This window comes from Salinisphaera japonica YTM-1, from assembly GCF_003788585.1.
GTDB lineage: Bacteria > Pseudomonadota > Gammaproteobacteria > Nevskiales > Salinisphaeraceae > Salinisphaera > Salinisphaera japonica.
Window position 1 is genome coordinate 19,589 of sequence record NZ_AYKG01000022.1, and the last position, 25,493, is coordinate 45,081.

Consider the following 25,493-nt stretch of genomic DNA (forward strand, 5'->3'; position numbering starts at 1 on the left):
CGTTCAGACAGGAGCGCATGGTGTAAAAATTCGAGACGATTGACTCGGCGAAGGAAATCGCCGCGTGTGGTGGCGTGATATCTTTTGCCACCTGGCCGCGGATTTCCGAAAAAGACTGTCGGTCGACGCTCGCAGGCCGGCTCGTGTTGTCGAGTGGCCGCGCTCAGCGCGACCTTTGGAGTGTAATCTGACCTTCGAACGCCCTCAAGTCCGCTATGTTCAGATCGCGCCCGACGACGACGGCATGCGCCTGGACAATTATCTGCTGCGTGTCTTCAAGGACGTGCCGAAATCGCGTATCTACAAGATCATTCGCAGCGGCGAAGTGCGCATCAACAAGGGCCGGGCCAAGCCGGCCACGCGGATCGCAGTCGATGACACCGTGCGTCTGCCGCCGGTCAAGCAAAAGCCCAGGCGCGCGCTGGAGCGTCCGCCGGACGCGTTAATGACGCGCGTCACCGAGGCGATCATGACCGAGACACCCGATTATCTCGTGTTCAACAAGCCGCCCGGGCTGGCCGTGCACGCGGGTACCGGCCAGCGGTTCGGCCTGATCGAGGTGCTGCGCGCCGCACGCCCGGATGAATACTTCGAGCTGGTGCATCGGATCGACCGCCAGACCAGCGGGGTCCTGATCGTGGCGCGCTCGCGCGCGGCACTCGACGCGCTGCGCGACGCTCTGAACGATGTCGCCACCCAGAAGCGCTATCTCGCGCTGGTGGAAGGCGCCTGGCGCCACGGTATCCGCGAAGTCGACGCGCCCCTGTCGCGTGACGTCGAGCGGGCCGGCGAGCGCGTGGTCACGGTCGATCATGTTCAGGGCAAGACCAGCCTGTCGATCTTTTCGCCCAAACAGGCTTATCGCGGGGCCACACTCATGTCGGTGGCTATTCGAACCGGTCGCACGCACCAGATTCGGGTACACGCCGCACACTGTGGTCATCCGGTCGCCGGCGATGACAAATACGCCGCCAACGCGGCCACCGCGCGCTGGAAAGCCAACGGTCTGGCGCGGATGTTTCTGCACGCCGAAGAAATACAGCTGGATTTCAACGGCCAGCGGCGTGTGTTCAAGGCACCGCTGGCCCGAGATCTCGAAACCGCCCTGCGCGGGCTGGAGCCGATCGAATGAGCGGGCCTTATGACCTCATCATCTTCGATTGGGACGGTACGCTGGCAGATTCAGCCGGTGACCTGGTGGGCTCGCTACAGCAGGCGATCCAGGATACCGGCCTGCCGGAACGTACCCCCGCCCAGATGCGTGAGCTGATCGGCATGAGCATCCAGGATATTCTCGGTCGGCTCTGGCCGGAGCTGGATCCCGCAAAGGTCCGGGCACGCCTGGCCAGTTATCGAGCGCGCTACGGCTGGCCCAAGACCCGGGCGCGATTATTCGATGACGTGCTCGACAGCCTGGAAGCACTCAAGGCCGCCGGCTATACGCTGGCGATTGCAACCGGTAAATCACGACGCGGGCTTGACCGTGCGCTGGCCGACACGAATGCCCGCGAGTGGTTTCATATCACCCGCTGTGCTGACGAATCGGCGCCCAAACCCGCGCCCAATCTGGTCGAAGATCTGTTGCTGCGCACCGCCACCGAGCCCTCGAAAGCGCTGGTCGTTGGCGATACCGAATACGATATGTTCATGGCCCGCGCAGCCGGCGTGGACGCCGTGGCCGTGGGCAGCGGCGTCCACGACCGGGCCCGCCTGACGCGCGCCGGGGCGATCGCCGTATTGCCCAGCGTAGGCAGTCTGCCGGCCTGGCTTGCCGGTCTGGCGGGCGGGGCTGAATAGATCGGTCGTGAATGAATACAGGCGGGAAGACAATCCGCCGATGAACGCCGATGGCCGCAGATTAAGACGATGATGATCTCGATCTGCGGCTGATCCTGAAAAACATTCATCCGCAGATTACGCAGATTAAGAAATTTGGCTCTTTTTAGGATCGATTGGCCTCGTGCGTTCGATGACTCGAAGCCTGTGACATCGACCGACCAATCTGCGTCATCTGCGCAATCGGCGGATTGTCTTTCCTGTATGAACGTCAATAAAAGCCCATGGAAAGAAGACAATCCGCCGATGTACGCCGATGGCCGCAGATTAAGACGATGATGATCTGGATCTGCGGCTGATCCTGAAAAACATTCATCCGCAGATTTCACAGATTAAAAGATTCTGCTTCTTAGGGATCGACTGCTCTCGTGCCTTCGATGACTCAAGGCTCGTGACAGCGGCCAGCCAATCTGCGTCATCTGCGCAATCTGCGGATTGTCTTCCCGCCTGTATTCATTCGCTTTTATTGGCGTTCATTTGCGGACGGGCCCACTCAAGGCAGGGCCACGCCGGCCTCGGCCAGCAGTCGCCGTACGGCGATCAGGGGCAGGCCGACCAAGGCGCTTGGGTCGGCGGATTCGATGGCCTCGACCAGCGTGATGCCAAGCCCCTCGCTTTTCATGCTGCCGGCCGTGGCGGTGACGTCTTCGGCGGCGACATAGCGCGCGATTTCGATATCGCTGAGGTGGCGAAACGTGGTGTGCACGGTTTCCAGATGCACGCGCGGGGTGTCGAAGGCCGGGGCGATGACACATACACCGGTATGAAAAGCCACCGTGCGCCCGGATTGAAAGGCCAGCTGTTCACGAGCCTTGGCCGGCGTGCCGGGTTTGCCCAGAATACGCCCGTTGACGTGGGCCACCTGATCCGAGCCGATGACGATCGCCTCGGGGTGCTCTCGCGCGATCTTCGCGGCCTTGCCCTCGGCCAGGCGACAGGCCAGGGCATCGGCGGGCTCGTCGTCTCGGGCGGATTCATCGATATCCGGCGATGCGGTGGTGAAGGCCAGGCCGATCTGTTCGAGCAGGCCCGCCCGAAATACCGAGCTGGAGGCCAGGATGATGGGCGGCGTATCGACTTGTGTAGTTGCGCTCATGACGAGTGGCGGTGGATCTGTGGTCTGCGAGCATAAACGAGGCGGGCGACAGGCCGAACCCGGCCAACCCATTTTTTGACTCGTTGGCCGCACGCGCCTATCATCGCGCGCCATGTCGAAGACAGGCACGATTCCAAGACGTATCGATTATCGGCGTGCCGCTTTCGATAGGGCCGATCTGACCGGCGTACTGGCGTTATCCGCGTTGCCGCGTACCCAAGCGGTCTGTGTGGAGGCGCATGAAACAGACGTCGCCGTTGAGATGGGTTTTGAAGAAGACGCACAACGGCGTGTGATCGTTGAAGGTCGGGCCAGCGCGCATCTCAAGCTGCCCTGTCAGCGGTGTCTCGAGGCGGCTGACGTGGCGCTGGATATACCGATCCGCGGCATGGCCGTGGCTGACGACACGGCGGCAGCCAGCGTGCCGCGTGACTGGGAGCCAATGCTGGCCGATGGCCAAACGCTCGATCTGCATGCGCTGGTCGACGACGAGCTGCTGTTGGCGCTGCCGATCACGGTGCGCTGTGATCGCCAGAGCTGTCGGACAGCTTATGAACAAAACAAGGAACAGGGCGCACCGATCGAGGACGTGCCCGATTCGGAAAAACTCAACCCGTTCGCGGCGTTGTCGGCGTTGAAAGCCGGCAACAGCAACGAGACAGACTGAACACAACCCAAGGGCAAGGCTATGGCCGTTCAACAGAACCGTAAATCCCGTTCCAAGCGTGACAAGCGTCGTAACACGCATGCCAGCATGAACCCGCCGACCCTGTCGGTGGATGCCACCACGGGCGAGACGCATCGTCGTCATCATGTCACGCGTGACGGTTTCTATCGCGGTCGTCAGGTCATCGAGACCCAGGACGACGCGTAGCAAGCGACAACGGCCTGCCGTTCACGGCGGCAGGCTAGCGCTAGGTAATAAAAGCGCGGGTCGATTGTTTCGGCCCGCGCTTTTGTTGTGGGCGGTATTTATATCTCGTGCTCGAATCGGCTTTGATTCGGCGGCGATCGTCCTTATATCTGAGGCCAGTAGATCGCTTGAACGCGCATCCAAACAAGCGGGTTTGAACGAATCTTGTAAGTGAATACAGCGACGTGGTCATTTTATTTCCGCGGTTTTCCAGAGGTCGCGATGACGGATACCGATAAACCCGATACCCGCCAAGGTGACGGCCAAGGCGATGACGATCTCGCCGTTGCCCCGGCCAAACCGAAAACCAAGAAGCCGCCTTTGTACAAGGTGATCATGCATAACGACGACTTCACGCCGATGGAGTTCGTCGTTGAATGCCTGATGACGTACTTCACCCGTGATCGGGAACAGGCGGTACAGATCATGCTGACCGTGCATACACGCGGCAAGGCCGTGGCCGGCACGTATACGGCACAGATTGCCGAAACGAAGGTCACCCAGGTCAACGACCATGCCCGCGCACACCAGCACCCGCTGTTGTGTACTATGGAACAGGCCTAAATACGACGCGCCCGCGCGCGTGGTTGGTCTTAAACGAACGTCAAGTTCGGGGACGCATAATGCTCAGCCAAGAACTGCAGACTGCACTGGATGCCGCCTTCATGGTGGCACGCCGTCAACACCATGAGATGCTCACGGTCGAGCATCTGCTGGTGTCGTTGCTCGACAATCCCGCGGTCGTCGAGGTGCTGGAAGCCGTCAGCACCGATATCCCGCGGCTCGAGCAGGAGCTCAAGGACTATATCGATACCCACGTGCCGGTCGTGCCGGCCGGTGAAGACCATGAGGTACAGCCCACGCTGGGTTTCCAGCGGGTGCTTCAGCGCGCGGTCTATCACGTCCAGTCCTCGGGCAAGAAAGAGGTCACGGCCGTCAACGTGCTCATCGCGATCTTCTCCGAGCAGGAGTCGCACGCGGTGTATCTGCTGGGCGAGCAGGACGTGACCCGGCTGGATGTCGTGAACTATGTCTCGCACGGCGTGGGCAAGGCCGAGGACGGCGCCGGGGAAGCCAGCGACGCCGCGGCGGCCCAGGGCGAGGACGGCGAGTCCAACCAGTCGCCGTTGCAGCAATTCGCCACCAACCTGAATCGCAAGGCCGCCGAAGGTGATATCGACCCGCTGATCGGGCGCGATCACGAGCTCGAGCGCGTCATCCAGACGCTATGCCGGCGACGCAAGAACAACCCGCTGCTCGTGGGCGAGGCCGGTGTCGGTAAAACTGCGATCGCCGAAGGCCTGGCGCGCATGATCGTGGAAGAGCGCGTGCCGGATATTCTGGCGCATAGTGTGATTTATTCGCTGGACCTGGGCGCGCTGATTGCGGGCACCAAATATCGCGGCGATTTCGAAAAACGCCTGAAGGGCGTGCTGGCCGAGTTGGGCAAGCAGGACGGCGCGGTGCTGTTCATCGACGAGATCCATACCGTGATCGGCGCCGGTGCAGCATCGGGCGGCGTGATGGATGCGTCCAATCTCTTGAAGCCCAAGCTCTCCTCGGGCGAGCTGCGCTGCATGGGCGCGACCACGTATCAGGAGTTCCGCAATATCTTCGAAAAAGACCGCGCTCTGGCACGGCGTTTTCAGAAGGTTGATGTGCCGGAGCCGAGCGTGGCCGATACGGTCAAGATTCTGTCCGGGCTGAAGGAGCGTTTTGAAGAACACCACCAGGTGCGCTTCACCCAGCCCGCACTCGAAGCCGCGGCTGAGCTGGCAGCGCGCCATATCAACGATCGACATCTGCCCGACAAGGCGATCGATCTGATCGACGAGGCCGGTGCCCGGCTGCGTCTGCGGCCGTCGACCAAGAAGCGCAAGACCGTTCAGGTGCGCGATATCGAAGAGATGGTCTCGCGGATCGCGCGTATTCCGTCCAAGAGCGTGTCGCGCGACGACCGCTCGGTGCTGGAAACGCTCGAGCGTGATCTCAAGCTCGTCATCTTTGGCCAGGACGAGGCCGTCGGCTCGTTGGCCAGTGCCATCAAGATGTCGCGCAGCGGCCTGGACAATCGCGACAAGCCGATCGGCTCGTTCCTGTTCGCCGGGCCGACCGGTGTCGGCAAGACCGAGGTCACGCGTCAGCTGGCGCTGCACCTGGGCGTGGAGCTCACGCGCTTCGATATGTCGGAGTACATGGAGCGTCATACCGTATCGCGCCTGATCGGCGCGCCGCCGGGCTATGTCGGCTATGACCAGGGCGGCCTGCTGACCGAGGCGGTGAACAAGCAGCCGCATTCGGTGGTGCTGCTCGACGAGATCGAGAAGGCGCATCCGGATATTTTCAATCTGCTCCTGCAGGTCATGGATCACGGGACGCTGACCGACAACAACGGCCGCAAGGCGGATTTCCGTAACGTTATCCTCGTGATGACGACCAACGCGGGTGCCGAACAAATGGCAAGCCGTGGCATCGGCTTCAATCCGTCGGATAATACCTCTGACGGCATGGAAGCGATTCGTCGTGGCTTCACGCCGGAGTTCCGCAACCGTCTGGACGCCACGATCCAGTTCGCGCCGCTCAAGGGCGACGTCATCGAGCGGGTGGTCGACAAGTTCGTGTTGGAGCTCGAAGCCCAGCTCGAAGCGCGCCACGTAGAGCTCGTGGTCGAGCCCGAGGCCCGCACCTGGCTGGCCGAGAAAGGCTACGACGCCAACATGGGCGCACGGCCCATGGGCCGCACAATCCAGGAGCACATCAAGAAGCCCCTGGCCGATGAGTTGCTCTTCGGCGAACTGGCCAACGGCGGCCGCGTCGTCGTCCGAGTAGCTGGCGACACACTCGATCTCGATATTACATCGAGCGAGACCGCCGAACAGGCCTAGCGCTGTTATCCAGTGCTAGCGGATCGAAGCCTGGGTTTAGCGCCCGGGCTTTTTTGTGGGCCGCGAACGAGCGCGAATGAAAGAAGGCAATCCGCAGATGAACGCTGATGGGCGCAGATGAAGACAATCAATGTGGCTCTTGATTGTGTACGAGACGCGCTCGGTCCTGCTCAAGAGAAAATCTTGTCTGCGAATAAAGGCGAATAAAAAAAGACAATCCGCAGATTGCGCAGATGACGCAGATTGGGTTACGGGCGCGGCAGCCCAGGCGTCATCGCGGCTCACCGGGTGATTCGTGTCGAGGTTCTGAATTCAGGAAATCCGCGGATAGCCGCCTGCCTGATTGCATACGAGGCTCAGTCGCTGCCCGAAAAGACAATCCTGTCCGCAAATGAACGCGAATAAACGCGAATAAAAAGAAGACAATCCGCAGATGACGCAGATTGGCCCGACGGCGCGCTAGCTCACGAGTGATCGTAGCTCACCCGCGAGTTTATTTAGCGGCTTTTAATCTGTGAAATCTGCGTGATCTGCGGATCCCTGCCTGTATTCATTCGCGCTCATTGGCGGACGGTTTCACAAAGAAGCGATCTCGTGGCGCAGATTGCGCTCGGGGTTTTCTTTCTATCCGTGAAATCTGCGGATACCTGCTTTGTATTCATTCGCGCTCATTCGCGTCTATTGGCAGACCGGATAAAACAGCGCAGGCAAGCGTGCGACGTTACTCGACGGTTACACGGTTGAGTTCGGCCATGCCGATGACGCCGGCGCGGACCTTGTCCAAGCCGGCGGCGCGCAGGTCCAGAACGTTTTCCTTGGCGGCCTGGCGCTCGATATCCAGGGCGGTGCCGCCGTTCATGATGATCTGGCCGATCGCTTCGGTCACGGGCATGACCTGAAAGATACCGATGCGCCCGCGATAGCCGGCAGTGCAATGATCACAGCCTTCCGGGTTGGCCTCGAACAGCTGCAGCGCGTCAATTTCGTCGGCAGCAAAGCCTTCGGCGATCAAGGCCTCGCGCGGGATGTCGGCGGGGTGTCGACAGTGCGCACACAGCCGACGCGCCAGGCGCTGCGCGATGATCAGCGTGACCGAGGCGGCGATGTTGTAGGCCGGAACGCCCATGTTGACCAGACGCGTAAGGGTTTGAGGCGCATCGTTGGTGTGCAGCGTCGAGAGCACCATATGGCCGGTCTGTGCGGCCTTGATCGCAATTTCCGCGGTTTCCAGATCGCGTATCTCGCCGACCATGATCACATCGGGATCCTGGCGCAGGAAGGCGCGCAGGCAGGTGGCAAAGCTCAGCCCCACGCGGGGCTGAATGCTGACCTGATTGACCCCGGGTAGATTGATTTCGGCCGGGTGCTCGGCGGTCGATATGTTGCGATCGCTGGTGTTGAGAATATTGAGCGCGGTATACAGCGACACGGTCTTGCCACTGCCCGTTGGCCCGGTGACCAGTACCATGCCGTAGGGCTTGTGGACCGTGGTTTCGAAGATCTCGCGCTGGCGCGCGTCATAGCCCAGAGACTCGATGCCAAGGCGGGCGGTACTCGGATCGAGAATACGCATGACGATCTTTTCGCCGTGCAACGTCGGGCAGGTCGAAACACGAAAATCCACCGCGCGATTCTTGCCGGCCTTGAGCTTGATACGGCCGTCCTGTGGCACGCGTCGCTCGGCCAGGTCCAGGCGTGCCATCACCTTGATACGCGCGGCCAGACGCATGCCGATCGCCGGCGGCGGATGGGCGACCTCGCGCAGCACGCCGTCCTGGCGCAGCCGTACGCGGTAGGCGTTCTCGTAAGGCTCGAAATGGATATCCGAGGCGCCGCGATTGATCGCGTCCAGCAGAACCTTGTTGACAAAACGAACCACCGGCGCATCGTTGGCATCCGTGGCGGATACATCCATGCCGAGCGCATCGGCTGCTGCCGTGCCATCATCGACGGCGATATCGTCAAGGCCCGCCACGGCGCTGTCCAGGGCGCTGAAGTGGGTCTCGATCGCGCGTTCCAGCTTGTCCTGCTCGACCAGCATGGCCTCGACCTGCAGGCCCGTGAGAAAGCGTAGTTCGTCGATCGCTGCCAGATTGGTGGGATCAGCCAGTGCCACATAAAGCGTGCGGCCCTGCTGAAACAACGGAATGGCCTGATGTTTGCGTACGACCGGCTCCGGCACGATATCAATCGGCGCCTGGCTGAAGTCGACGTCTTTCAGGTCGATCAACGGTACGCTGAACGCCTCGGACAGGGCTTTGGCAAGCACGCTGGCGCTCAACACCCCCTGTGCCACGACGCGGGCGACAAACGGCTCACCGTCGCGCTCAGCCTCGTGCAGCAGGCGGTGCGCTGTCTCGGCATCGATGAGCTTGTCGGCGACCAGTTGGCGTGCCGGCCCGGTCAAGCCGTTCGAATGAGAAGATGTTGCGTGGTGTTGCGACATTGCGCCCCCGATTTAGACCACACACGATCGAGTCGCAGAGCGCGATCGTTCATGTTCTTGAGTCTAAAGGGTATGTCCGGCGACGACCATGCGCGCTCCGGCAGAGCGGCAAGCTTGAAGCATCACCCGCAAGCGAGCAGCAGGAAATACATGCTGAAGAGGGCGGGAAAACATGGTCGGAGTAGCAGGATTTGAACCTACGACCTCCACCTCCCGAAGGTGGCGCTCTACCAAGCTGAGCTATACTCCGATGTCTTCTAGGACCGCCGTTGCACCGAGAACTCGGCGAGGGAGATCAACGCGGTCTTGGCCTCCGATTCAGGAAATCCGGCCAGACAATTGATGGCGGATTGTGCTTCCTCGTTGGCGCGGCCAAAAGTGTAAGTCATCGCGTCGGTCGATTCAATGGATTTCTTTATCGAATCCAGCGCGGTGAGATCGCCGTCACGAATGGCGGTCTTCAAGGGAGCGCTTTCGGCCTCACCCAGGCGCGACAGGGCACAGATCAGGGGCAGGGTGGTCTTGCCTTCGGCCAGATCATCGCCGAGATTCTTGCCATAGGTTTCATCCCCGTGACCATAATCCAGCGCGTCGTCGGTGACCTGAAACGCCACACCCAGATGACGACCGAAATCAGCCATTGCCTGGCACTGCTGACTGGTGCAGCCCGCCAGACCGGCGGCCAGGCGACAGCCGGCCGAGAACAGGCTGGCTGTCTTTCGATCCACGACCTCCATGTAGTCGTGTTCGGTCAGATCCGGATCGTGGCTGTGCATCAGTTGCAGCACTTCGCCCTCGGCGATGCGGTTGGTGGCATCGGCCAACACCTTCATCACCTCGAACGAGTCGAGTTCGACCATCAACTGAAACGCGCGCGAATACAGAAAATCACCGGTCAGCACGCTGGCATCGTTACCCCAGACGCTGTTGGCGGTCTGCTGCCCACGGCGCAGCGTGGATTCATCGACCACGTCATCGTGCAGCAGCGTGGCGGTATGGATGAACTCGATGATGACGGCCAACAGGTGATGCGCCTCACCTTCATAGCCGGCCGCGCGTGCCGCCAGCAGCACGAGGGCCGGGCGCATGCGCTTGCCGCCGCTGGCGATGATGTATTCGCCTAGCGTGTTGATGAGGACGACATCGGAGTTCAGCCGCCTGCGAATCAGCGCATCGACTGCACGCATGTCGTCCGCAACCGGCTGGAACAGCGGCTGAATAGTCATGGGCCCGGGATCGGTAAAACAGCGGCAAAAGTAGGCGGGCGGCCGCGACCTGTCAAGATGACGTGTCGTTTACGCAATGATTGACCGCGCGCCGGCCAGTCCGTATGATTCGCCGACTTTGGACGGGGCCTTCCCGCCACACGTTGCGTATTTGGAGTGGTCATGCACGCGGTGATTCGAACCGGCGGTAAACAGTATAGAGTCGCACAAGGCGATGTGTTGCGCGTTGAGAAGCTTGACGTCGAGGCCGGCAGCACGATCGACCTGTCGGATGTCCTGCTCGTCTCGGACGGCGGCGACAACATCGAGATCGGCACGCCCCTGCTCGAGGGCAAGACAGTGTCGGCAGAGGTGCAGCAGCATGCACGTGCCGATAAGATCGAGGTTGTGAAGTTCAAGCGGCGCAAGAAGTATCGTCGTCGTCATGGACATCGTCAGCACTATACGCAACTCAAGATCACCTCGATTCCGGGCGTTTGATCGCACCGCGAACCCAATTGGAGGACAGTATCCATGGCACATAAAAAGGCAGGCGGCTCAACGCGTAACGGTCGCGATTCCGAGTCAAAACGGCTTGGTGTGAAAAAATTCGGCGGTGAGGCCGTGAAGGCGGGCAACATCATCGTTCGTCAGCGCGGCACGCACTGGCATGCTGGCGACAACGTTGGCATCGGCAAGGATCACACCCTGTATTCGTTCGTCGAAGGCAAGGTGGATTTTGCGGTCAAGGGCCCGCGCAACCGTAAGTTCGTTTCGGTTGTTCCGGCTGAATAAACGCGTTTCACGTTAAACGCGTCAAAGCCTCGCGCCAGCGGGGCTTTTTTATGCGTATCCTTTGGCGCGAACCGCCAAGCCGCCACGAGAACACGCCATGAAGTTCGTAGACGAAGCCCAATTACGCGTTGAAGCCGGCGACGGTGGTCACGGCTGCCTGAGTTTCCGTCGTGAGAAATACGTGCCCCACGGTGGGCCGGACGGCGGTGACGGCGGCGACGGCGGTAGCGTGTATCTCGTGGCCGATCACAATCTGAACACGCTCTACGATTTCCGCATCAATCGCGTGTTCAAGGCCGAGCGCGGCGGCAACGGCGCCGGCAAGAATCGAACCGGCTCGAAGGGCAGCGATCGGTATCTGCCGGTCCCGGTGGGTACGTTGTGCTATGCGCGCGAAACCGACGAACTGATCGGCGACCTGACCCACGACGGCGAGACGGTCTGTGTTGCCCAGGGCGGGTTTCACGGCATGGGTAATGCCCGCTTCAAGTCGAGCACCAATCAGGCGCCGCGCAAGACCACCGACGGCTCGCCCGGCGAGGTACGCGAGCTACGCCTGGAGTTGAAGCTGCTGGCCGATGTGGGCCTTGTGGGCTTGCCCAATGCCGGTAAATCGACGTTTCTGGCCGCGGTGTCGGCAGCGCGCCCGCGGGTGGCTGATTATCCGTTCACGACACTCCAGCCGCAGGTCGGTGTGGTCAGTGCCGGGCCGTTACGCAGCTTCACCTTGGTCGATCTGCCGGGACTGATCGAAGGCGCGGCCGAGGGCATCGGGCTGGGCCATCGATTCCTGCGTCACGTGCAGCGCACGCGTCTCATGTTTCATGTCGTCGACGTGCTGGACATGGAAGGCCGCGATCCGTTGGCCCAGATTCGCACGATTGCCGACGAGCTCGTGGAGTTCAACCCGGCGCTGGCCGAGCGGCCACGCTGGTTGATTCTCAACAAGACTGATCTGATCGATGAAGACGAGCAGAACGCGCTGATTCAGCGTATTCGCGAGGAACTGGCCTGGCAGGGCCCGATCTATACCGTATCGGCGATTCAGCCGAAAACACTGGACACGCTGGTCCACGACGCCATGGATGCCGTCGAGGCGCGTGCACGTGAAATGGCCGAAAACGACGCCGAGTCCGCTGGCGATGACGCGTGAGCGGCTGACCCAGGCACGACGGCTGGTCGTCAAGATCGGCAGCGCGCTGCTGACCGCGGACGGCGCCGGGCTGGATAACAAGCGACTGGCTGAATGGACGGCCCAGATCGCAACGCTTGTGGACGCCGGTTACGAGATCGTGATCGTGTCCTCGGGCGCTGTGGCAGAAGGCATGAGCCGGCTGGGATGGACGCGCCGGCCGGATCGTGTCTCGGCCCTGCAGGCAGCGGCAAGCGTAGGCCAGGCCGGGCTGGTCGAGGCCTACAGCCGCGGGTTCGCCGCATACGACCGCCAGACCGCTCAGGTGTTGCTTACCCATGAGGACGTGGCTGATCGTGCCCGTTATCTCAATGCCCGACGTACGCTAGCCACGTTGCTCGGGCTCGGCGTTGTGCCGATCGTCAATGAAAACGATGCGATCGCGGTCGATGAGATTCGCGTGGGCGATAACGACACGCTGGCCGCGCTGGTCGTCAATCTGCTGGATGCGGATGGCCTGATCATTCTGACCGACCAGGCCGGTGTTTACGACGCCGACCCGCGGCAAGTCCCGGGCGCACAGCTGATCGACAGCGCGGGCGCCTATGACGATGCGCTAGTCCGGGTAGCCGGCGACAGCGCGGGAGCGCTGGGCCGGGGTGGTATGGCCACCAAGATCCGGGCGGCGCGACAGGCCGCTGACTCGGGTGGTTTCACCGTCATCGCCCACGGCACAACGCCCAACGGGCTTGCACGCATCGTGGCCGGGGAGGCGCTGGGCACGTTGTTATTGCCGCCCCCCGGTAAACGACGGGCAGCGCGGAAGAACTGGATCGCCGGGCAACGCCAGGTGCGAGGCCGTGTCTATATCGACGCTGGCGCCGCACACGTGTTGCGTGACTCCGGCCGCAGTCTGTTACCGATCGGCGTCGTTGCGGTGGAAGGCGATTTCCGCCGGGGCGATCTCGTGGCCTGCGTGGATCCCGACGGGCGCGAGCTGGCACAGGGCCTGTCGAACTATGACGTGCGTGACGCTCATGCGCTGAAAGGCTTGACCAGCCAGCAGATCGCCGCACGGTTTGGCCCGGCTCACGAGCCGGAATTCATCCATCGCGACAATCTGGTCATGACCTGATACCACGATCGACATGCATAAAAAAATCCGACCGCGCGAGGCGCTGGCCGGATTTTCAGCTTGATCGCCGAAGCGGCGATCAGCCCGCCGTGATCAGCTGGCCTCGGCCATATGCTTGATCTGGGCGTTCATGCGCGACTTGTGACGCGCGGCCTTGTTGCGATGGATCTGACCCTTGCCGGCCATGCGATCGATCACCGGCACCGCAACCTTGAAGGCTTCCTGCGCGCCGTTCAGATCGTTGGCGGCGATGGCCTTCTGGACTTTCTTGATATGGGTACGCACGAGCGAACGCTGCGCCACGTTACGCTGGCGGCGTTCGGTGGCCTGACGGACGCGCTTGCGTGCTTGCACAGTATTCGCCACTTAGGTGCTCCTGAAGATGATGTTGTGAGGGCGGAACCGGAATAGGCGCGCGATTATCGGGACTGGCGCCTGACTTGTCAATCATGACGCCGGGTAGGCGCGACACGACACAGCGGCTATAGTGCGGCGGCGTTGCCCACGGCCGACTTGTAAACATGGCGTCATCACTGGTCCGATCGACCACCGTCGTTTCCGGCATGACCTTCATCTCTCGTATTCTGGGCTTCGGCCGGGACGTGGTGCTGGCGGTGATGTTCGGCGCCGGTCCGGCGATGGATGCGTTCCTGGTCGCCTTCAAGATCCCGAACTTCCTGCGACGCCTGTTTGCCGAGGGCGCGTTCGCACAATCGTTCGTGCCGGTGCTCTCGGCTACGCGTGATCAGGAAAGCGGCGACGAGGTCAAAGCCCTGGTCTCGGTCGTTGCCGGCACGCTGGGCGTGATCCTGATGGCGCTGACCGTGATCGGGGTCATCGCGGCGCCGCTGTTGATCTATCTGTTTGCGCCGGGGTTTGCTGAAAACGCGGCCCAGTTTGATCTGGCTGTCGATCTGCTGCGGCTGACGTTTCCGTATCTGTTCTTCATCTCGTTGACCGCGTTGGCGGGTGGCGTGCTCAACACTTACGGGCATTTTGCCGTGCCCGCGGTCACGCCGGTGCTGCTCAATATCTGTCTGATCGGTGCCGCGGCACTGCTGTCGCCTTATTTTGCCGAACCCACGATCGGATTGGCCATCGGGGTGTTCTTGGCCGGTGTCGCACAGCTTGTGTTTCAGGTGCCGTTTCTCATCCGTCTGGACCGGCTACCGCGTCCGCGCTGGGGCTGGGCCAACGAGAAGGTCCGCCGGATTCTGAAGCTGATGCTACCGATCATGTTCGGCTCATCGATCGCTCAGATCATGTTGTTGCTGGACACGATCGTGGCTTCGTTTCTGGCCAGCGGCAGTGTGAGCTGGCTGTATTACGCCGATCGTTTGATGGAGTTCCCGCTTGGCGTGTTCTCGATCGCGATCGCCACCGTGATTCTGCCGAGCCTGTCGGCCCGGCATGCGGCCAAATCCACCGAGGCTTTTTCGGCCACCCTGGATTGGGCGCTCAAGGTGTTGATGGTGCTGGGCCTGCCGGCCATGGTCGGTCTGTTCATCCTGGCGGGGCCGCTGGTGATCACGCTGTTCAACTATCGCTCGTTCACCACGCACGATGTGTGGATGAGCCAGTATGCGTTGATGGCTTACTCGCTGGGCTTCATGGGATTTTCGATCGTCAAGGTGCTGGTCACCGGTTTCTTCTCCCGAGAAGACTCCCGCACGCCGGTCAAGTGCGGTGTGATTTCCATGCTGAGCGCGATGGCGATGAATCTGATCTTCGTGGGCCTGTTCATCTGGCAGGGATGGTCAGCGCCGCACGCCGGTCTGGCACTGGCGGGTTCGCTGGGCGCGTTCGTCAACGCCGGGCTGTTGTATCTTTATCTCCGGCGCTCGGCGGCTTATGCACCCGGTGCGGGATGGGTGGCCCTGTATCTGCGTATCGTGCTCGGCTGTGTGATCATGGCGGTGGTGCTCCATTTCGGGGCCGCGGACGCGACGACCTGGATGGGTCGCGAAGCCTGGATACGAGCGGCCTGGCTGGCGCTTTGGATCGTGGCGGGTATGGCCATCTATTTCGTGACGCTCGCAGCCACGGGGCTGCGGCCGCATCATTTACGCATGGCGACAACGGCCGACGAAACAGCACAATAACGATCGCTGGCCACGGCGCGCGATAGCGACCGGCCACCCACCACGAGTCGAAGGCATCATGCAGATCATCCGCTCGATACGACGTCATCCCGGCCTGGCCGGCGGCTGCGTGCTCACCGTGGGCAATTTTGACGGGCTGCATCTGGGCCATCAGGCGATCATCGAGCGGGTGCGTGCCCGGGCTGCCGAGCTGTCCCTGCCCGCGGTGATGATGAGCTTTGACCCCATGCCAGGCGCGTTCTTTCGCCCCGATGCGCCACCGGCGCGGCTGACTTCACTGCGCGAGAAACTGGAAGACGCCGCGGCCCTGGGTATCGATTGCTTCGTGCGCGCCCGGTTCGATGCGGCATTCGCCGCCATGTCGCCGCAGACCTTTCTCGAGGCCCTGATCGCCAAGCGCCTGGGCGCACGGGCGATTCTGGTCGGCGACGATTTTCGTTTCGGGCATCGACGCGCCGGCGATGTGGCCACGCTCGATGCGTTTGCCGCGCACCACGGCATCGAGCGCATGGGCCTGCCCGATGTCTGTATCGACAACGAGCGGGTCTCCTCGACCGCCGTGCGCCAGGCGCTTGCCAACGGCCAGGTTCGCCAAGCGGGCCGGCTGCTGGGCCGGGCCTATCGCATCAGCGAGCGGGTTGTCGGCGGCCAGCGCCTGGGGCGCACGCTGGGCTTTCCCACGGCCAACCTGTGTTTGAAACGCCCGGCGGCCCTGCGTTACGGCGTGTATGCCGTGCGCGTGCGCCTGGCCGATGGCTCGGTGCGCGCCGGGGCGGCCAGCTTCGGCGTGCGGCCTGTGGTCGACGGCAAGGATGAGCTGCTGGAAATCTATCTGCTGGATTTCGCCGCCGATATCTACGGCATGCGCCTGGACGTCGAGTTCGTGGATTTCGTGCGCGGTGAAGAAAACTACGACTCGCTGGATCTTTTGATAGAGCAGATGAACCGCGATGTCGACGATGTTCGTCGGATCCTCGACCCCACAGAAACGTTATGACGCACTCCACATCTTCCACCGCCGACGCGCGCCAGCGCCGCGGTATCGCCAACGCCCACTGGCTGTGGCTGTCTGCTCTCGTGATCGGCCTCGATCAATTCACCAAGCAGCTGGTCGTCAATCACTACGGGCTGTATGAGTCCACGCCGTTGTTCGCCTGGCTGAACCTGACGCGCGTACACAACACGGGGGCGGCGTTTTCCATGCTGGCCGGGGCCACACCCTGGCTGTTCGTGGGGCTGTCCGTGGTGGTCACGATCGGGGTGATGGTCTGGCTACGCCGCCACCCCTACACCAATCGTCTGTTCGGTCTGTGCCTGGCGTTGATCGCCGGCGGCGCGCTGGGCAACGCCATCGATCGTGCCCTGCGCGGGCACGTAATCGATTTCGTGGATTTTCATATCGGTGCCTGGCACTACCCGGCATTCAACGTCGCGGACTGCGCGATCGTCGTGGGGGCGATACTGATCTTCGTGGATATGCTGTTTGTATCCAGGCGGCGCTGATCACCAGCAGGTCTGGCTCACGTCGGCACCGTCTTCGTCGTAGGCTTGGCGTGCGCCGGTATCGTCCACCACGAAGCGCTGACATAGGTCTGCGGTCTGTGCGTTTTGGGCCGTGGCCGTGATGCGATAGCGCTGATCGTTGTTATCGGGATACACCGTCGACAGCCTGTAAAGATCGTTGTCGGTCGTCCTGGCCATGCCCAGCGCGGGCATCGTATCCATATAGTGATGGCCATTGGCGCTATAGAGCTGCTCTTGGCGCGCGGCCGCGCGCAGCACGGCCTGCTTGGCCTCGGTACGCTGCGCCTGGCGGACCTTATCGGTATACATCGGATAGGCAATGGCCGCCAGAATGCCGATGATCGCCACCACGATCATCAGCTCGATAAGCGTAAAACCGGTGTGTCTTGGTATGCCTGTGCGCAACATCATTCTCGAATCTCGTGCCAGGTGCGTCGCCCGGTGTACGCGCCGTTGGCCAGGGTGAGGGTGGCGGTCTGTCCGCTGGTCAGTGGCAGTTTATAGACGCGGGTGCCATTATCGGAATCGATGAAACGCGCGCCGGCACCGGCCGAGCCGCGGCTGGCGTAGCCAATGCCCACGATTCGCGTGCCGTCGATCGTATCGGCCTCGTTGACGAGCCCATCGGCGTTCAGATCGAAGACGTTTCGCGCGGGCTCGCCGCCGCTTGCCCGGTCGACAACGGTGAAAAAGCCGCTGCTGGTCAACTGACAGCTTTCAGCGTTGAGCACCACGGATTCGAACTCCAGCGTGTCGCCCACGACGCGCGGGGCGCGGACCACGGCTTCGGTCGTAGTGGCGTCAAAATCGATCACCCAGCCGCGATCATTGATCCGTGGGTCGCCTGTCGCTGTGCGCGTGACGAAATTGACCGGCCTATCGGTGACGCTTCGAAAGCTCAAGGCCGTATTGCCGGCCGCGCCCGTATTCTGTAACTGCTGGCTGATCAGCGCGCTGCGCGTAATCGGCGTATTGCCCGGGCGCGGCGGCACGTCGCCGTTTTCGGTATATGAAAAGACCTGGGTATCCCACAGACCGTAGACCGAGTTGGCCGGCGTCTGTCGATCGGCGGCGACCGGCGTGATGTTCTGGCCGGTGCCGACATAGACCATGACACCGTAGCTTGGCCCCAGGGGATGAAGGGCGACCGCCGGGGCGCTGGTGATGGGCTGGGGCTGACCGTCACGACTGGCCTGAAACAGGCGGCTCTGTGTCCATGCGCCGGCCGAGCGTGCGGAGAGATCGAAGCGCCAGACGTTGCCATAAAGATCCCCGGCATAGACATAATCCACGATTCGATCGCCGTCGACGTCAACCGGGGTCGGGCTGGCCAGCCCGTTGCCGGATTGGCCCGTCACCGGGACGGCGCCCGTGTCCAGACGTCTGATGAGCTCGCCGGTTTCCACGTCGACCACGAACAGAGAGGCGCCGAACCCGTCGCTGTTGTAACCGTTGCCGAATATCGCGGCCCACCGGCCGGTATGCAGCCGCACGATGCTGGGCGTGCCGAACGTACGACCCAGCTGCGGGTCGCGAAATTCCCAGCGTACGAGCGACGCCGCTCGGGCCTCTGCCTGGCCGGGCGCGGGCGGGTCGGTGACATCCAGGGCATAGATCGTGCGTCCGCCGTTTCGCAGGCCGCCGACCAGCACGCTGTGCCAGGCGTTATCGTAAAAGGCCGGATCGACGGCGACCTGACCATCGACGTAGGCCCGGTGGCGATAGGCCGGATCGGTCAGGCGAGCCGTGCCGGCCAATTCGCCGAGCACGTCATTGGGCACATAAGCGAATCGCTCGCGCCCGGAATCGGCATCAAAGGCATGCAGCATGCCATCGTTGGCGCCGACATAGACCAGCGGGGTGCGAGCGGCCGTGTTGGCGACGAACCCGCTGGCGCCACTGTAGGGCCGGGCCCCGGCCGTGTTTTCTGGCGGCGTGACCGTGGGAAAACGCCGATCCAGCCAGAGGCCTGCATAGCGCAGGGGATCGGCCGTGCCAACGAATACCGGCACGGCATTGATGATGTCGCCCAGCACCGTATCGGCCCGGTTCCGGAAGCCGCCGATCGTGTTCTGGGCCACGCTCTGTCGCTCGCGCGATCGATCTCCTCGCAGATAAGCCACGGCCGGGCCGTCGAGTGTGGGGAACCGGCCGGTCAGCGCTGTATCCGCCCGGAAGCCGCGGCCGCTTACCGCACCGCCGGTGAGCGCGTTCGGCTGGTTGCGTAAGGCGGTGATGATCTGTCGTGTGTCGTTGGCTGCCGTGCCGTTGTAACCGGGCAGCGTGTCCGAGGCGCGCCAGAACACGGTTTCGTTTTCGGTGCCGGCATCCAGCGCCCGTTTTTTGATTAGATCTCCTGACCAGCGACGCGTGTCGTAGCGTGTCTGATAAAGCACGGCGTCGCTACGAAAGTCGGTGCCGCTGCCGGTCGCGTTGCGGCTGGTTTCGCTGCGCGCCAGAATATCGCCGATCAGTGCCGTGAAGCCGCTCAGCAGCGCCTGTGGTGAATCCGCGTTGACCAGCCGGCCGCGCGTGTTGAGCGTGGCATGCCAGAGATCGTCAATCTCCGAGGCAGCGCCCACGGACAATGAAGGGGCGGGTTCCCGCTCAGCTGGCGCGGCGCGGCGCAGATACCAGGGCGGCGGATTCAGATACGGCGTGCGGTTGACATCGGCGAAGGCGTCGTTGCCGAAAATCACGCCGTCAATGCCCAGCGTGACCCCGTAGGTGCTGACATGGGGCCGGGCCAGGCAATCCTGTCGCTCGTCGCCCGGGCAGCCGTCCGGCACGGGCAAAACCGGCTGATTGGGTATGCCGGGCGGTGGCTCGAACTCGGCGTAATATTTCATCGCAACATCGGCGATCGTATTGCTGTAGGCGTCCGGTATCGGCGAGTTTGGGCCGCCGAATCCGCCATCGACGTTGCCGATACCGCTGACCTGGCTGCTGTTGAAACCGTCGGTGAACAACAGCGAATAGTTGCGCTGGCAGGCGGCCTGTATGACGCGCGTATCGTTTTCAAAGATCTCGCCCAGATTGAGCAGTGCCTGGCGATTGGGCGTGCCCCGCGCCACAGCGAAATCCATCTGGTAGATCGAATTATAGAAAGCGGTGCGTGTCGTCGTTGTGCCGGTCGTCAACGCCGTCATGTTTTGGCTGTCGCGCAAGCACGTGGCCGAGCCGTTGATGGTGCAGGCATGGACACGTATGTCGTTGACAGGCTCGAAGGCACGGGTGGCCGCGCCGCGGATCGCCAGGCTTCGCTTGCGGTAATACACGAACCAGTTGGCGAAATTCTGGATCGCGTTTCGATAAGCCGTGCCCTCGGCGCCGCCGACAAAGTTCTGTGGCTGAATCTGATAGCCCATTAACGCTTCGCCGTTCGGGCCCGTGCCCGTCAATGGGGTGGCGGACGCACTCCAGCCGAAGCCCGGCGGCAGGGGGCTGGATCCGTCGGCTGGTTTTTTCAGATAGAACGTGGCCGGCACGTAGGCAATGCCCAGTTCCCGGCCATCCTGGATCGTCGCGGGCTCGGCGGCGGGGAAGAACCCGGTTTGGCTGCCGGTCTGCAGGGTAAGCGTTGCGCGAAACTCGTAGCCGAAAAGCGCCAGTAAGCCACAGCCACCCAACCGACTGGGCTGGGCCACCGCATTGAGCAACGGGCTGTAACAAACGTTCGTGTACGTGGTCGAGCTGGGCACGGTGTGGTGATACACCGTGCCTTCGGGAATAGTGGTGCCGCTCGGCACGAAGAATTGATACCCCGGCTCGTTGCTTGCCATATTACCGCGCAAGTCGAGCGTGCCGTTGCCATGAGCCGGATCGTAGCGCGCCGCCGAAGGATCGGCGTTGTCGTAACCGATCCACGGGCTATACACAGTGGCCGGATCAAAATACGCGCGATTGAATTCCGGATCGCGGGCATAGGCGAACGACGGCAGGGGCGGAATCGCGTAAAACCGGTCATAGATCCGCCGATCGCGCGCCTGGCAGTTCGTGCCGGCGGTGTTGCAGTTGTTGAAGCCGTTGGGAAACAGATACCCGTAGGTCTCGCTGTCCTTGGTGAGCAGCCGGTCCGGGGTCAGTGACAGGCCCGGTGCAGGGTTGAACAATGTTTCCAGATCCATCGATCCCGAGTCGTCGATCGCCACGAGAATATTGGGCGGTCGGGCGGTGGTTGCTGCGCTGGGCTGATCGGTCAGTGACAGTGCCGGCGTGCTCTGGGCAACAGCCGCGCCGCCGAAAAGCGATGCGCCGATCAACGCACAGGTCGCCAGTGCCAGCCGTGTCGTAATCCCCAACTTCATCGCGCCACCTCGAAGATCATCTGGGCCACCGCACGGCCCGCGCGACCGCCGCCGCCGCCCGTACGTGCCGTGACGCGGAAACGCCAGCGATCCGGCCGGGCGTTGAGCACGGTCATTTCGCCAGGCAGGGCCTCGACAACATAATCGGTTCGGGCGTTGCTTCCAGGTGCGGCGTATTGAGCCGTGGGGCCGGCGCTCCAGAACGCATCGCCCAGATATCGTGCGGGCGTATCCGGTGTTTGCGGGCCGGCCAGTCGAATCGGCAGATTCGGTAATACCTGGGGGCAGTCGGCCGCCGAGCCGGCCGCGGCGCCGAGTGCGGCGTGACACGAGCCAAGACGCTTGTCGCGCAGAAGATGCCCGACATAGGCCAGTGCCGAATTGGCACGGTCCAGTGCTTCGGCCTTGTCTTGCTGATTGGCGGCCATGCGTTGTTGCAGCGTGGCCGAAGAGATAGCTGTGACGGCCAGTAGGGTGAGTACCACCAGAAAAATCAGGCTCGTGACTAGAATGAAGCCGCGCTGGGTATGTGGTGCGGGGCAGTGGTTCATGGCAAACGATTCTTGAGCGCGATCGTGCGATCGATCAGCAGTCGTGCCCGTCGGTCGGTGATCTCGAACACCGAGCCGTCCATCAGGTCGTAGCGTTGGGCCGTGGGCACAGGTAGTGCCCGATCACCGCTTTCCGGATCACTGTGCAACAAGAGCTGGATACGTACGCTCTTGATACGAGTACGGGCATCGGCGCTCGGCTCGGCGGTGTAATAGACAACGCCATCGGCGCGATTCGGCCCGCCGATACCGTAGCGCACCTCGAACCGATCCACGTTGTCGATCACCGGTTGTCGATCGCTGCCTGCCTGATGACAGAGAAGCGCGTTTTGATCTGATATATAAAACTCGAAATCCGCCATTGCCGGCGCGCCGGGCGTGCCGATGTCCTGGCCGCGGCAGTTTTTCACGCCGCCGGCAGCCTGAAACCGGATGCGTAGCTGATCGTTATGGTTCTGGACATTGGCCTGGCCGCCGATGACAGCGTCCTGGGCCAGCGTCGGCGCCAGCGCGTTGCTGGCCGTGAAAGGCTGGCTATCCAGGGTGACGTGATAGCCGGCGTGGGCGATGCCGTGTTCGAGCACGAACACAGCCAGCCGTGCGTTTTCTTCTAGATGTGCCGTACCGCGTTGAGCCTCGAAACTCTCGCGATTGGCCTGCAGTATCTGTAGTACCCCCACGAGCAGAAACAGGCCCACCGCCAGCGTGACCATCAGCTCGACCAGTGAGAACCCGTGCTGGGCGGCGTGGGGCGAGCTCATGGGCGAACCTGAGTGACAATACAGGGGCCGTCGATAGCTGCCGCGTGGGTTTGGCTCGCGCAGCGCACAAGCCCGGGCGGCGCGGTGGTGTTTGGCTGTTCGCGTTCACGCCAGCCCACCGTGACCTCCAGCAGCGGGCAGGGTTGATCATTGACCGCGCAATCCACGAAACCTTGGCCCTGGGGCAGGCTGCGCGCCACGATCATCTGCCATTCGCGGCTGTCCTGACGGGCCATCTCGCCGGGCGTGCAGGGGTTAGCTGCGCCGATACAGCTTGTATTTGAGCTGGCGACGGCGCTGGTCGGGCTGACCGCGGCATAAACCGAGCGCGCGGCCGGCGCAGGATTGGCTCGGATACGATCGGCCATGCCACTACCGGCGATCCGAGCGAGCGAAACATGGCCGGCGCTATCGGTGGCAATGATCGCCGCGCTCTGTAGACCCAGCAGCCCCAAAAGCCCCACGGCGATGATCACGAGCGCGACCAGCGCTTCGATGAGCGTGAAACCGGCGGCGGACGAGACATGACGCATCAGCAGCCATCCGCGTTGACGGTCGCCACGCGCCCCGTGGCGGCGATGCATACGGTCTGTGTGGCCGATGCGTCTTCGGCGCGGGCTTCTATGCTGTGGCCGGACATTGCGAAACCGCTGGAGTTGAAATCGATCGATTGCTCGGTGCTGGCGGTCAGCGTAATACCACCGGCCAGCGCGCGATGAACCCGCAGAATCTCGGCGCCGTTGCCCGGCGTGGCGCTCGCGCCGCCCGTGTAGACGAGCCAGCCCACGCTCCAGTCCGAGTCGTTGCGACACGTGAGCTGATCGGCACTGCTGCACAGCGTAACCGTGGTGCCGCGGGCCACCGCCGTGGCCCGCGCATAGTTCAGGGCGCCGACCAGTTCGTTGGTTTGTGTGGTCAAGCCGTTGCCTTGAACGAGTGAGCGATAGGAGGGGATCGCGATCGTCGCCAGAATCGCAGCCACGGAAAGCGTGACGATCAGCTCGAACAGGGAAAAGCCGCAGGCATGCGCACAGGCTGCCTTCACGCCGGCTTCCGCCATCTCGCTCCGTGTTCGGCCATGCCGAGAACGTATCATTCGGCGTGCTCCCCCGAGCGCATCCCTGTGAGGCCAGTATGCACGAGCGGCGTCACAAAACGAGCGGGGTGGCTTCCGACAATAAAAAAGCCCGCCGGAGAACCGACGGGCCTTGATCTGGTGCCGAGGAGAGGAATCGAACCTCCGACCTACTAATTACGAATCAGTTGCTCTACCGACTGAGCTACCTCGGCGGGAATCGCGAAGGCGCGGAGTATAAACAAAGGTTGGCGCCGCGACAACGCCTGTCCGACGAATACGACAAAAGGCTTGCATTCTGTCGGGCAGGCCGACGAAAATAAGGAGATAACAAAACGATGTTGTACGTCCCGGGCCGCTCGGGACGCATCAAACTAGCGCAAACGGAGAGGTGGCAGAGCGGTTGATTGCACCGGTCTTGAAAACCGGCAGGGGGTCATTCCCCTCGTGGGTTCGAATCCCACCCTCTCCGCCATCTTCCCCACGGTTTATAGATTTCAGGCACCAAGGCGCCTGACGTGCACTATCTTGGAGGGGATGACGCATGAACCCTGAAACGCTGAAGAACACCGCCCACGAGATCATGTCGCCCGGCAAGGGTATTCTCGCGGCCGATGAATCCACGGGAACGATCGCCAAGCGCTTGGCCAGCATCGACGTGGAATCCACCGAAGCCAATCGACAGGCCTATCGCAACCTGTTGTTCACTACCGACGGTGTAGAGAACTACATCAGCGGCGTGATTCTGTTCGAAGAAACCCTGTTTCAGTCGGCCGATGACGGTACGCCGTTCGCAAAAGTACTGGCTGACAAGGGCGTGGTGCCGGGCATCAAGGTCGACAAGGGCGCAAAGCCGTTGGCGCTCGCAAGCGACGAGAAAATCACCGAAGGCCTCGACGGCCTGCGCGAGCGCCTGGCGGAGTACGCCAAGGCCGGTGCGCGTTTCGCGAAATGGCGCGGCGTGATCGACATCACCGATGAGCAGCCCAGCGATTACTGCATCGACACCAACGCGCATGCGCTGGCGCGTTATGCCGCGCTCTGCCAGGAAGCCGATATCGTGCCGATCGTGGAGCCGGAAGTGCTCATGGACGGCGAGCATGATATTGCCACCTGTGAGCGCGTGACCGGGCGTGTGCTCAAGAAAGTGTTTGAAGCGCTGGATGGCCAGAACGTGCTGCTGGAAGGCATGTTGCTGAAGCCGAACATGGTGATTGCCGGCAAGAAGAGCCAGAAACAGGCCAGCGTTGATGAAGTCGCCGATGCCACCCTGCGTTGCCTGCGCCGCCATGTGCCGGCCGCCGTGCCGGGCATCGTATTCTTGTCCGGCGGCCAGAGCGATGAGCTGGCCACCGCGCATCTGAACGCCATGAATCAGCGCGGCGAGCAGCCGTGGGGTCTGTCGTTCTCTTATGGCCGTGCATTGCAGGCGCCGGCGCTGGCAGCCTGGCAGGGCAAGCCGGAAAACGTGGAGGTCGCACAGAAGGCTTACCACAAGCGGGCCAAGAACAACGGCGCGGCCGCGCAGGGCAGCTATTCTTCGGATATGGAAAGCGCGGCTTGAACTAGGGCGTGTCGTCATAAGATATGACGTCGCATTGCCCGCGCCGGGCGTGTCAGGCAAGGCGCGGGCCGCCGTGCGTGGCCAGCCACGGTCAAGGCCCGTAACGCCGCATGGCGCGTCCGGCGCGAGCAACCCGAATGGGCCGGTGGCCAAGCCCCGGCAATCC

24 protein-coding genes and 3 tRNA genes are annotated in these 25,493 nt (G+C 62.4%); 15 read left to right on the forward strand and 12 right to left on the reverse strand.

What is annotated here, in order from left to right; translation table 11 throughout:
- Positions 1-175: 175 nt before the first annotated feature.
- A complete protein-coding gene (locus SAJA_RS07875; protein ID WP_123658125.1) occupies positions 176-1,132 on the forward strand; it encodes an RluA family pseudouridine synthase in 957 nt (318 codons plus the stop codon).
- The gene (locus tag SAJA_RS07880) at positions 1,129-1,797 is read left to right on the forward strand and encodes an HAD family hydrolase (protein WP_123658126.1); all 669 of its coding nucleotides are present in this window, start codon (positions 1,129-1,131) and stop codon (positions 1,795-1,797) included. The genes SAJA_RS07875 and SAJA_RS07880 overlap by 4 nt, the downstream gene beginning before the upstream one ends.
- Positions 1,798-2,329: 532 nt before the next feature.
- Here SAJA_RS07880 and SAJA_RS07885 read toward each other — a convergent pair.
- Positions 2,330-2,932, reverse strand: coding sequence for a Maf family protein (locus tag SAJA_RS07885; protein ID WP_123658127.1), 603 nt, complete (start codon positions 2,930-2,932; stop codon positions 2,330-2,332).
- A 112-nt stretch (positions 2,933-3,044) separates the two neighbouring features.
- On the opposite strand from SAJA_RS07885, the gene SAJA_RS07890 reads away from it, so the two are divergent.
- The 4 genes from SAJA_RS07890 to clpA all read left to right on the forward strand — a co-directional run bounded on the left by SAJA_RS07890 (position 3,045) and on the right by clpA (position 6,730).
- Positions 3,045-3,599, forward strand: a complete 555-nt coding sequence (locus SAJA_RS07890; RefSeq protein WP_123658128.1) for a YceD family protein — start codon at positions 3,045-3,047, stop codon at positions 3,597-3,599.
- 21 nt (positions 3,600-3,620) lie between these two features.
- Positions 3,621-3,806: a 50S ribosomal protein L32 gene (rpmF, locus tag SAJA_RS07895; RefSeq protein WP_123658129.1), complete on the forward strand. Its 186-nt coding sequence runs from the start codon at positions 3,621-3,623 to the stop codon at positions 3,804-3,806.
- 261 nt (positions 3,807-4,067) lie between these two features.
- Positions 4,068-4,409: an ATP-dependent Clp protease adapter ClpS gene (clpS, locus tag SAJA_RS07900; protein ID WP_123658130.1), complete on the forward strand. Its 342-nt coding sequence runs from the start codon at positions 4,068-4,070 to the stop codon at positions 4,407-4,409.
- A 59-nt stretch (positions 4,410-4,468) separates the two neighbouring features.
- The gene (gene clpA / locus SAJA_RS07905; protein WP_123658131.1) at positions 4,469-6,730 is read left to right on the forward strand and encodes an ATP-dependent Clp protease ATP-binding subunit ClpA; all 2,262 of its coding nucleotides are present in this window, start codon (positions 4,469-4,471) and stop codon (positions 6,728-6,730) included.
- Between the two features lie 721 nt (positions 6,731-7,451).
- On the opposite strand, the gene pilB is transcribed toward clpA, so the two are convergent.
- The 3 genes from pilB to SAJA_RS07920 all read right to left on the reverse strand — a co-directional run bounded on the left by pilB (position 7,452) and on the right by SAJA_RS07920 (position 10,402).
- Complete coding sequence (gene pilB, locus SAJA_RS07910; RefSeq protein WP_184999799.1) at positions 7,452-9,176, reverse strand: type IV-A pilus assembly ATPase PilB; 1,725 nt, start codon at positions 9,174-9,176, stop codon at positions 7,452-7,454.
- Positions 9,177-9,349: 173 nt separating this feature from the next.
- Positions 9,350-9,426 (reverse strand) — tRNA-Pro (locus SAJA_RS07915).
- 7 nt (positions 9,427-9,433) lie between these two features.
- Positions 9,434-10,402, reverse strand: a complete 969-nt coding sequence (locus tag SAJA_RS07920; protein ID WP_123658132.1) for a polyprenyl synthetase family protein — start codon at positions 10,400-10,402, stop codon at positions 9,434-9,436.
- A 162-nt stretch (positions 10,403-10,564) separates the two neighbouring features.
- Between SAJA_RS07920 and rplU the strand changes: the two genes are divergently transcribed.
- The 4 genes from rplU (at position 10,565) to proB (ending at position 13,443) form a co-directional block, all read left to right on the forward strand.
- A complete protein-coding gene (gene rplU, locus SAJA_RS07925; RefSeq protein WP_123658133.1) occupies positions 10,565-10,882 on the forward strand; it encodes a 50S ribosomal protein L21 in 318 nt (105 codons plus the stop codon).
- 33 nt (positions 10,883-10,915) lie between these two features.
- Positions 10,916-11,176, forward strand: a complete 261-nt coding sequence (rpmA, locus tag SAJA_RS07930; RefSeq protein WP_123658134.1) for a 50S ribosomal protein L27 — start codon at positions 10,916-10,918, stop codon at positions 11,174-11,176.
- A gap of 97 nt (positions 11,177-11,273) precedes the next feature.
- Complete coding sequence (gene cgtA / locus SAJA_RS07935; RefSeq protein WP_123658135.1) at positions 11,274-12,329, forward strand: Obg family GTPase CgtA; 1,056 nt, start codon at positions 11,274-11,276, stop codon at positions 12,327-12,329.
- On the forward strand, positions 12,319-13,443 hold the full coding sequence (gene proB, locus SAJA_RS07940) for a glutamate 5-kinase (RefSeq protein ID WP_123658151.1): 1,125 nt from the start codon (positions 12,319-12,321) through the stop codon (positions 13,441-13,443). Before cgtA ends, proB begins: the two co-directional genes overlap by 11 nt.
- 93 nt (positions 13,444-13,536) lie before the next feature.
- Here proB and rpsT read toward each other — a convergent pair whose 3' ends face one another.
- Positions 13,537-13,809 carry a 30S ribosomal protein S20 gene (gene rpsT / locus SAJA_RS07945; RefSeq protein ID WP_123658136.1) on the reverse strand — a complete coding sequence of 91 codons (273 nt, stop codon included), beginning with the start codon at positions 13,807-13,809 and terminating at the stop codon, positions 13,537-13,539.
- A gap of 155 nt (positions 13,810-13,964) precedes the next feature.
- Between rpsT and murJ the strand changes: the two genes are divergently transcribed.
- Genes murJ through lspA form a run of 3 tightly spaced genes read left to right on the forward strand, consistent with a single transcriptional unit; the run spans position 13,965 to position 17,048 of the window.
- On the forward strand, positions 13,965-15,545 hold the full coding sequence (gene murJ, locus SAJA_RS07950) for a murein biosynthesis integral membrane protein MurJ (protein ID WP_123658137.1): 1,581 nt from the start codon (positions 13,965-13,967) through the stop codon (positions 15,543-15,545).
- Between the two features lie 58 nt (positions 15,546-15,603).
- Positions 15,604-16,542, forward strand: a complete 939-nt coding sequence (locus tag SAJA_RS07955) for a bifunctional riboflavin kinase/FAD synthetase (protein ID WP_123658138.1) — start codon at positions 15,604-15,606, stop codon at positions 16,540-16,542.
- Entirely contained in the window at positions 16,539-17,048 is a 510-nt protein-coding gene (gene lspA / locus SAJA_RS07960) for a signal peptidase II (protein ID WP_123658139.1), read from the forward strand. Before SAJA_RS07955 ends, lspA begins: the two co-directional genes overlap by 4 nt.
- Here lspA and SAJA_RS15480 read toward each other — a convergent pair whose 3' ends face one another.
- The 7 genes from SAJA_RS15480 to SAJA_RS07995 form a co-directional block, all read right to left on the reverse strand.
- Complete coding sequence (locus SAJA_RS15480) at positions 17,049-17,480, reverse strand: type IV pilin protein (protein WP_123658140.1); 432 nt, start codon at positions 17,478-17,480, stop codon at positions 17,049-17,051.
- A complete protein-coding gene (locus tag SAJA_RS07970; protein ID WP_123658141.1) occupies positions 17,477-21,376 on the reverse strand; it encodes a pilus assembly protein in 3,900 nt (1,299 codons plus the stop codon). The genes SAJA_RS15480 and SAJA_RS07970 overlap by 4 nt, the downstream gene beginning before the upstream one ends.
- On the reverse strand, positions 21,373-21,927 hold the full coding sequence (locus tag SAJA_RS07975; RefSeq protein WP_123658142.1) for a pilus assembly PilX family protein: 555 nt from the start codon (positions 21,925-21,927) through the stop codon (positions 21,373-21,375). Before SAJA_RS07975 ends, SAJA_RS07970 begins: the two co-directional genes overlap by 4 nt.
- Complete coding sequence (locus SAJA_RS07980) at positions 21,924-22,688, reverse strand: PilW family protein (protein ID WP_123658143.1); 765 nt, start codon at positions 22,686-22,688, stop codon at positions 21,924-21,926. The genes SAJA_RS07975 and SAJA_RS07980 overlap by 4 nt, the downstream gene beginning before the upstream one ends.
- A complete protein-coding gene (pilV, locus tag SAJA_RS07985; protein ID WP_184999800.1) occupies positions 22,685-23,221 on the reverse strand; it encodes a type IV pilus modification protein PilV in 537 nt (178 codons plus the stop codon). Before pilV ends, SAJA_RS07980 begins: the two co-directional genes overlap by 4 nt.
- Complete coding sequence (locus SAJA_RS07990; protein ID WP_184999802.1) at positions 23,221-23,748, reverse strand: GspH/FimT family pseudopilin; 528 nt, start codon at positions 23,746-23,748, stop codon at positions 23,221-23,223. Before SAJA_RS07990 ends, pilV begins: the two co-directional genes overlap by 1 nt.
- A 154-nt stretch (positions 23,749-23,902) precedes the next feature.
- A tRNA-Thr gene (locus SAJA_RS07995) sits at positions 23,903-23,978 on the reverse strand.
- A 170-nt stretch (positions 23,979-24,148) separates the two neighbouring features.
- On the opposite strand from SAJA_RS07995, the gene SAJA_RS08000 reads away from it, so the two are divergent.
- Both SAJA_RS08000 and SAJA_RS08005 read left to right on the forward strand, forming a co-directional pair.
- Positions 24,149-24,238: transfer RNA gene (locus tag SAJA_RS08000), tRNA-Ser, on the forward strand.
- A gap of 69 nt (positions 24,239-24,307) precedes the next feature.
- Positions 24,308-25,327 (forward strand): class I fructose-bisphosphate aldolase, encoded by a 1,020-nt coding sequence (locus tag SAJA_RS08005; RefSeq protein ID WP_123658146.1) that lies wholly within the window; start codon positions 24,308-24,310, stop codon positions 25,325-25,327.
- Positions 25,328-25,493 lie beyond the last annotated feature (166 nt).

What these genes read in the sequence shown, in the direction of transcription:
- SAJA_RS07880 (WP_123658126.1), top strand. Translation starts at nt 1,129, where the DNA reads ATGAGCGGGCCTTATGACCTCATCATCTTCGATTGGGACGGTACGCTG.
- SAJA_RS07885 (WP_123658127.1), bottom strand. Translation starts at nt 2,932, where the DNA reads ATGAGCGCAACTACACAAGTCGATACGCCGCCCATCATCCTGGCCTCC.
- SAJA_RS07890 (WP_123658128.1), top strand. Translation starts at nt 3,045, where the DNA reads ATGTCGAAGACAGGCACGATTCCAAGACGTATCGATTATCGGCGTGCC.
- rpmF (WP_123658129.1), top strand. Translation starts at nt 3,621, where the DNA reads ATGGCCGTTCAACAGAACCGTAAATCCCGTTCCAAGCGTGACAAGCGT.
- clpS (WP_123658130.1), top strand. Translation starts at nt 4,068, where the DNA reads ATGACGGATACCGATAAACCCGATACCCGCCAAGGTGACGGCCAAGGC.
- clpA (WP_123658131.1), top strand. Translation starts at nt 4,469, where the DNA reads ATGCTCAGCCAAGAACTGCAGACTGCACTGGATGCCGCCTTCATGGTG.
- pilB (WP_184999799.1), bottom strand. Translation starts at nt 9,176, where the DNA reads ATGTCGCAACACCACGCAACATCTTCTCATTCGAACGGCTTGACCGGG.
- SAJA_RS07920 (WP_123658132.1), bottom strand. Translation starts at nt 10,402, where the DNA reads ATGACTATTCAGCCGCTGTTCCAGCCGGTTGCGGACGACATGCGTGCA.
- rplU (WP_123658133.1), top strand. Translation starts at nt 10,565, where the DNA reads ATGCACGCGGTGATTCGAACCGGCGGTAAACAGTATAGAGTCGCACAA.
- rpmA (WP_123658134.1), top strand. Translation starts at nt 10,916, where the DNA reads ATGGCACATAAAAAGGCAGGCGGCTCAACGCGTAACGGTCGCGATTCC.
- cgtA (WP_123658135.1), top strand. Translation starts at nt 11,274, where the DNA reads ATGAAGTTCGTAGACGAAGCCCAATTACGCGTTGAAGCCGGCGACGGT.
- proB (WP_123658151.1), top strand. Translation starts at nt 12,319, where the DNA reads ATGACGCGTGAGCGGCTGACCCAGGCACGACGGCTGGTCGTCAAGATC.
- murJ (WP_123658137.1), top strand. Translation starts at nt 13,965, where the DNA reads ATGGCGTCATCACTGGTCCGATCGACCACCGTCGTTTCCGGCATGACC.
- SAJA_RS07955 (WP_123658138.1), top strand. Translation starts at nt 15,604, where the DNA reads ATGCAGATCATCCGCTCGATACGACGTCATCCCGGCCTGGCCGGCGGC.
- lspA (WP_123658139.1), top strand. Translation starts at nt 16,539, where the DNA reads ATGACGCACTCCACATCTTCCACCGCCGACGCGCGCCAGCGCCGCGGT.
- SAJA_RS15480 (WP_123658140.1), bottom strand. Translation starts at nt 17,480, where the DNA reads ATGATGTTGCGCACAGGCATACCAAGACACACCGGTTTTACGCTTATC.
- SAJA_RS07970 (WP_123658141.1), bottom strand. Translation starts at nt 21,376, where the DNA reads ATGAAGTTGGGGATTACGACACGGCTGGCACTGGCGACCTGTGCGTTG.
- SAJA_RS07975 (WP_123658142.1), bottom strand. Translation starts at nt 21,927, where the DNA reads ATGAACCACTGCCCCGCACCACATACCCAGCGCGGCTTCATTCTAGTC.
- SAJA_RS07980 (WP_123658143.1), bottom strand. Translation starts at nt 22,688, where the DNA reads ATGAGCTCGCCCCACGCCGCCCAGCACGGGTTCTCACTGGTCGAGCTG.
- pilV (WP_184999800.1), bottom strand. Translation starts at nt 23,221, where the DNA reads ATGCGTCATGTCTCGTCCGCCGCCGGTTTCACGCTCATCGAAGCGCTG.
- SAJA_RS07990 (WP_184999802.1), bottom strand. Translation starts at nt 23,748, where the DNA reads ATGGCGGAAGCCGGCGTGAAGGCAGCCTGTGCGCATGCCTGCGGCTTT.
- SAJA_RS08005 (WP_123658146.1), top strand. Translation starts at nt 24,308, where the DNA reads ATGAACCCTGAAACGCTGAAGAACACCGCCCACGAGATCATGTCGCCC.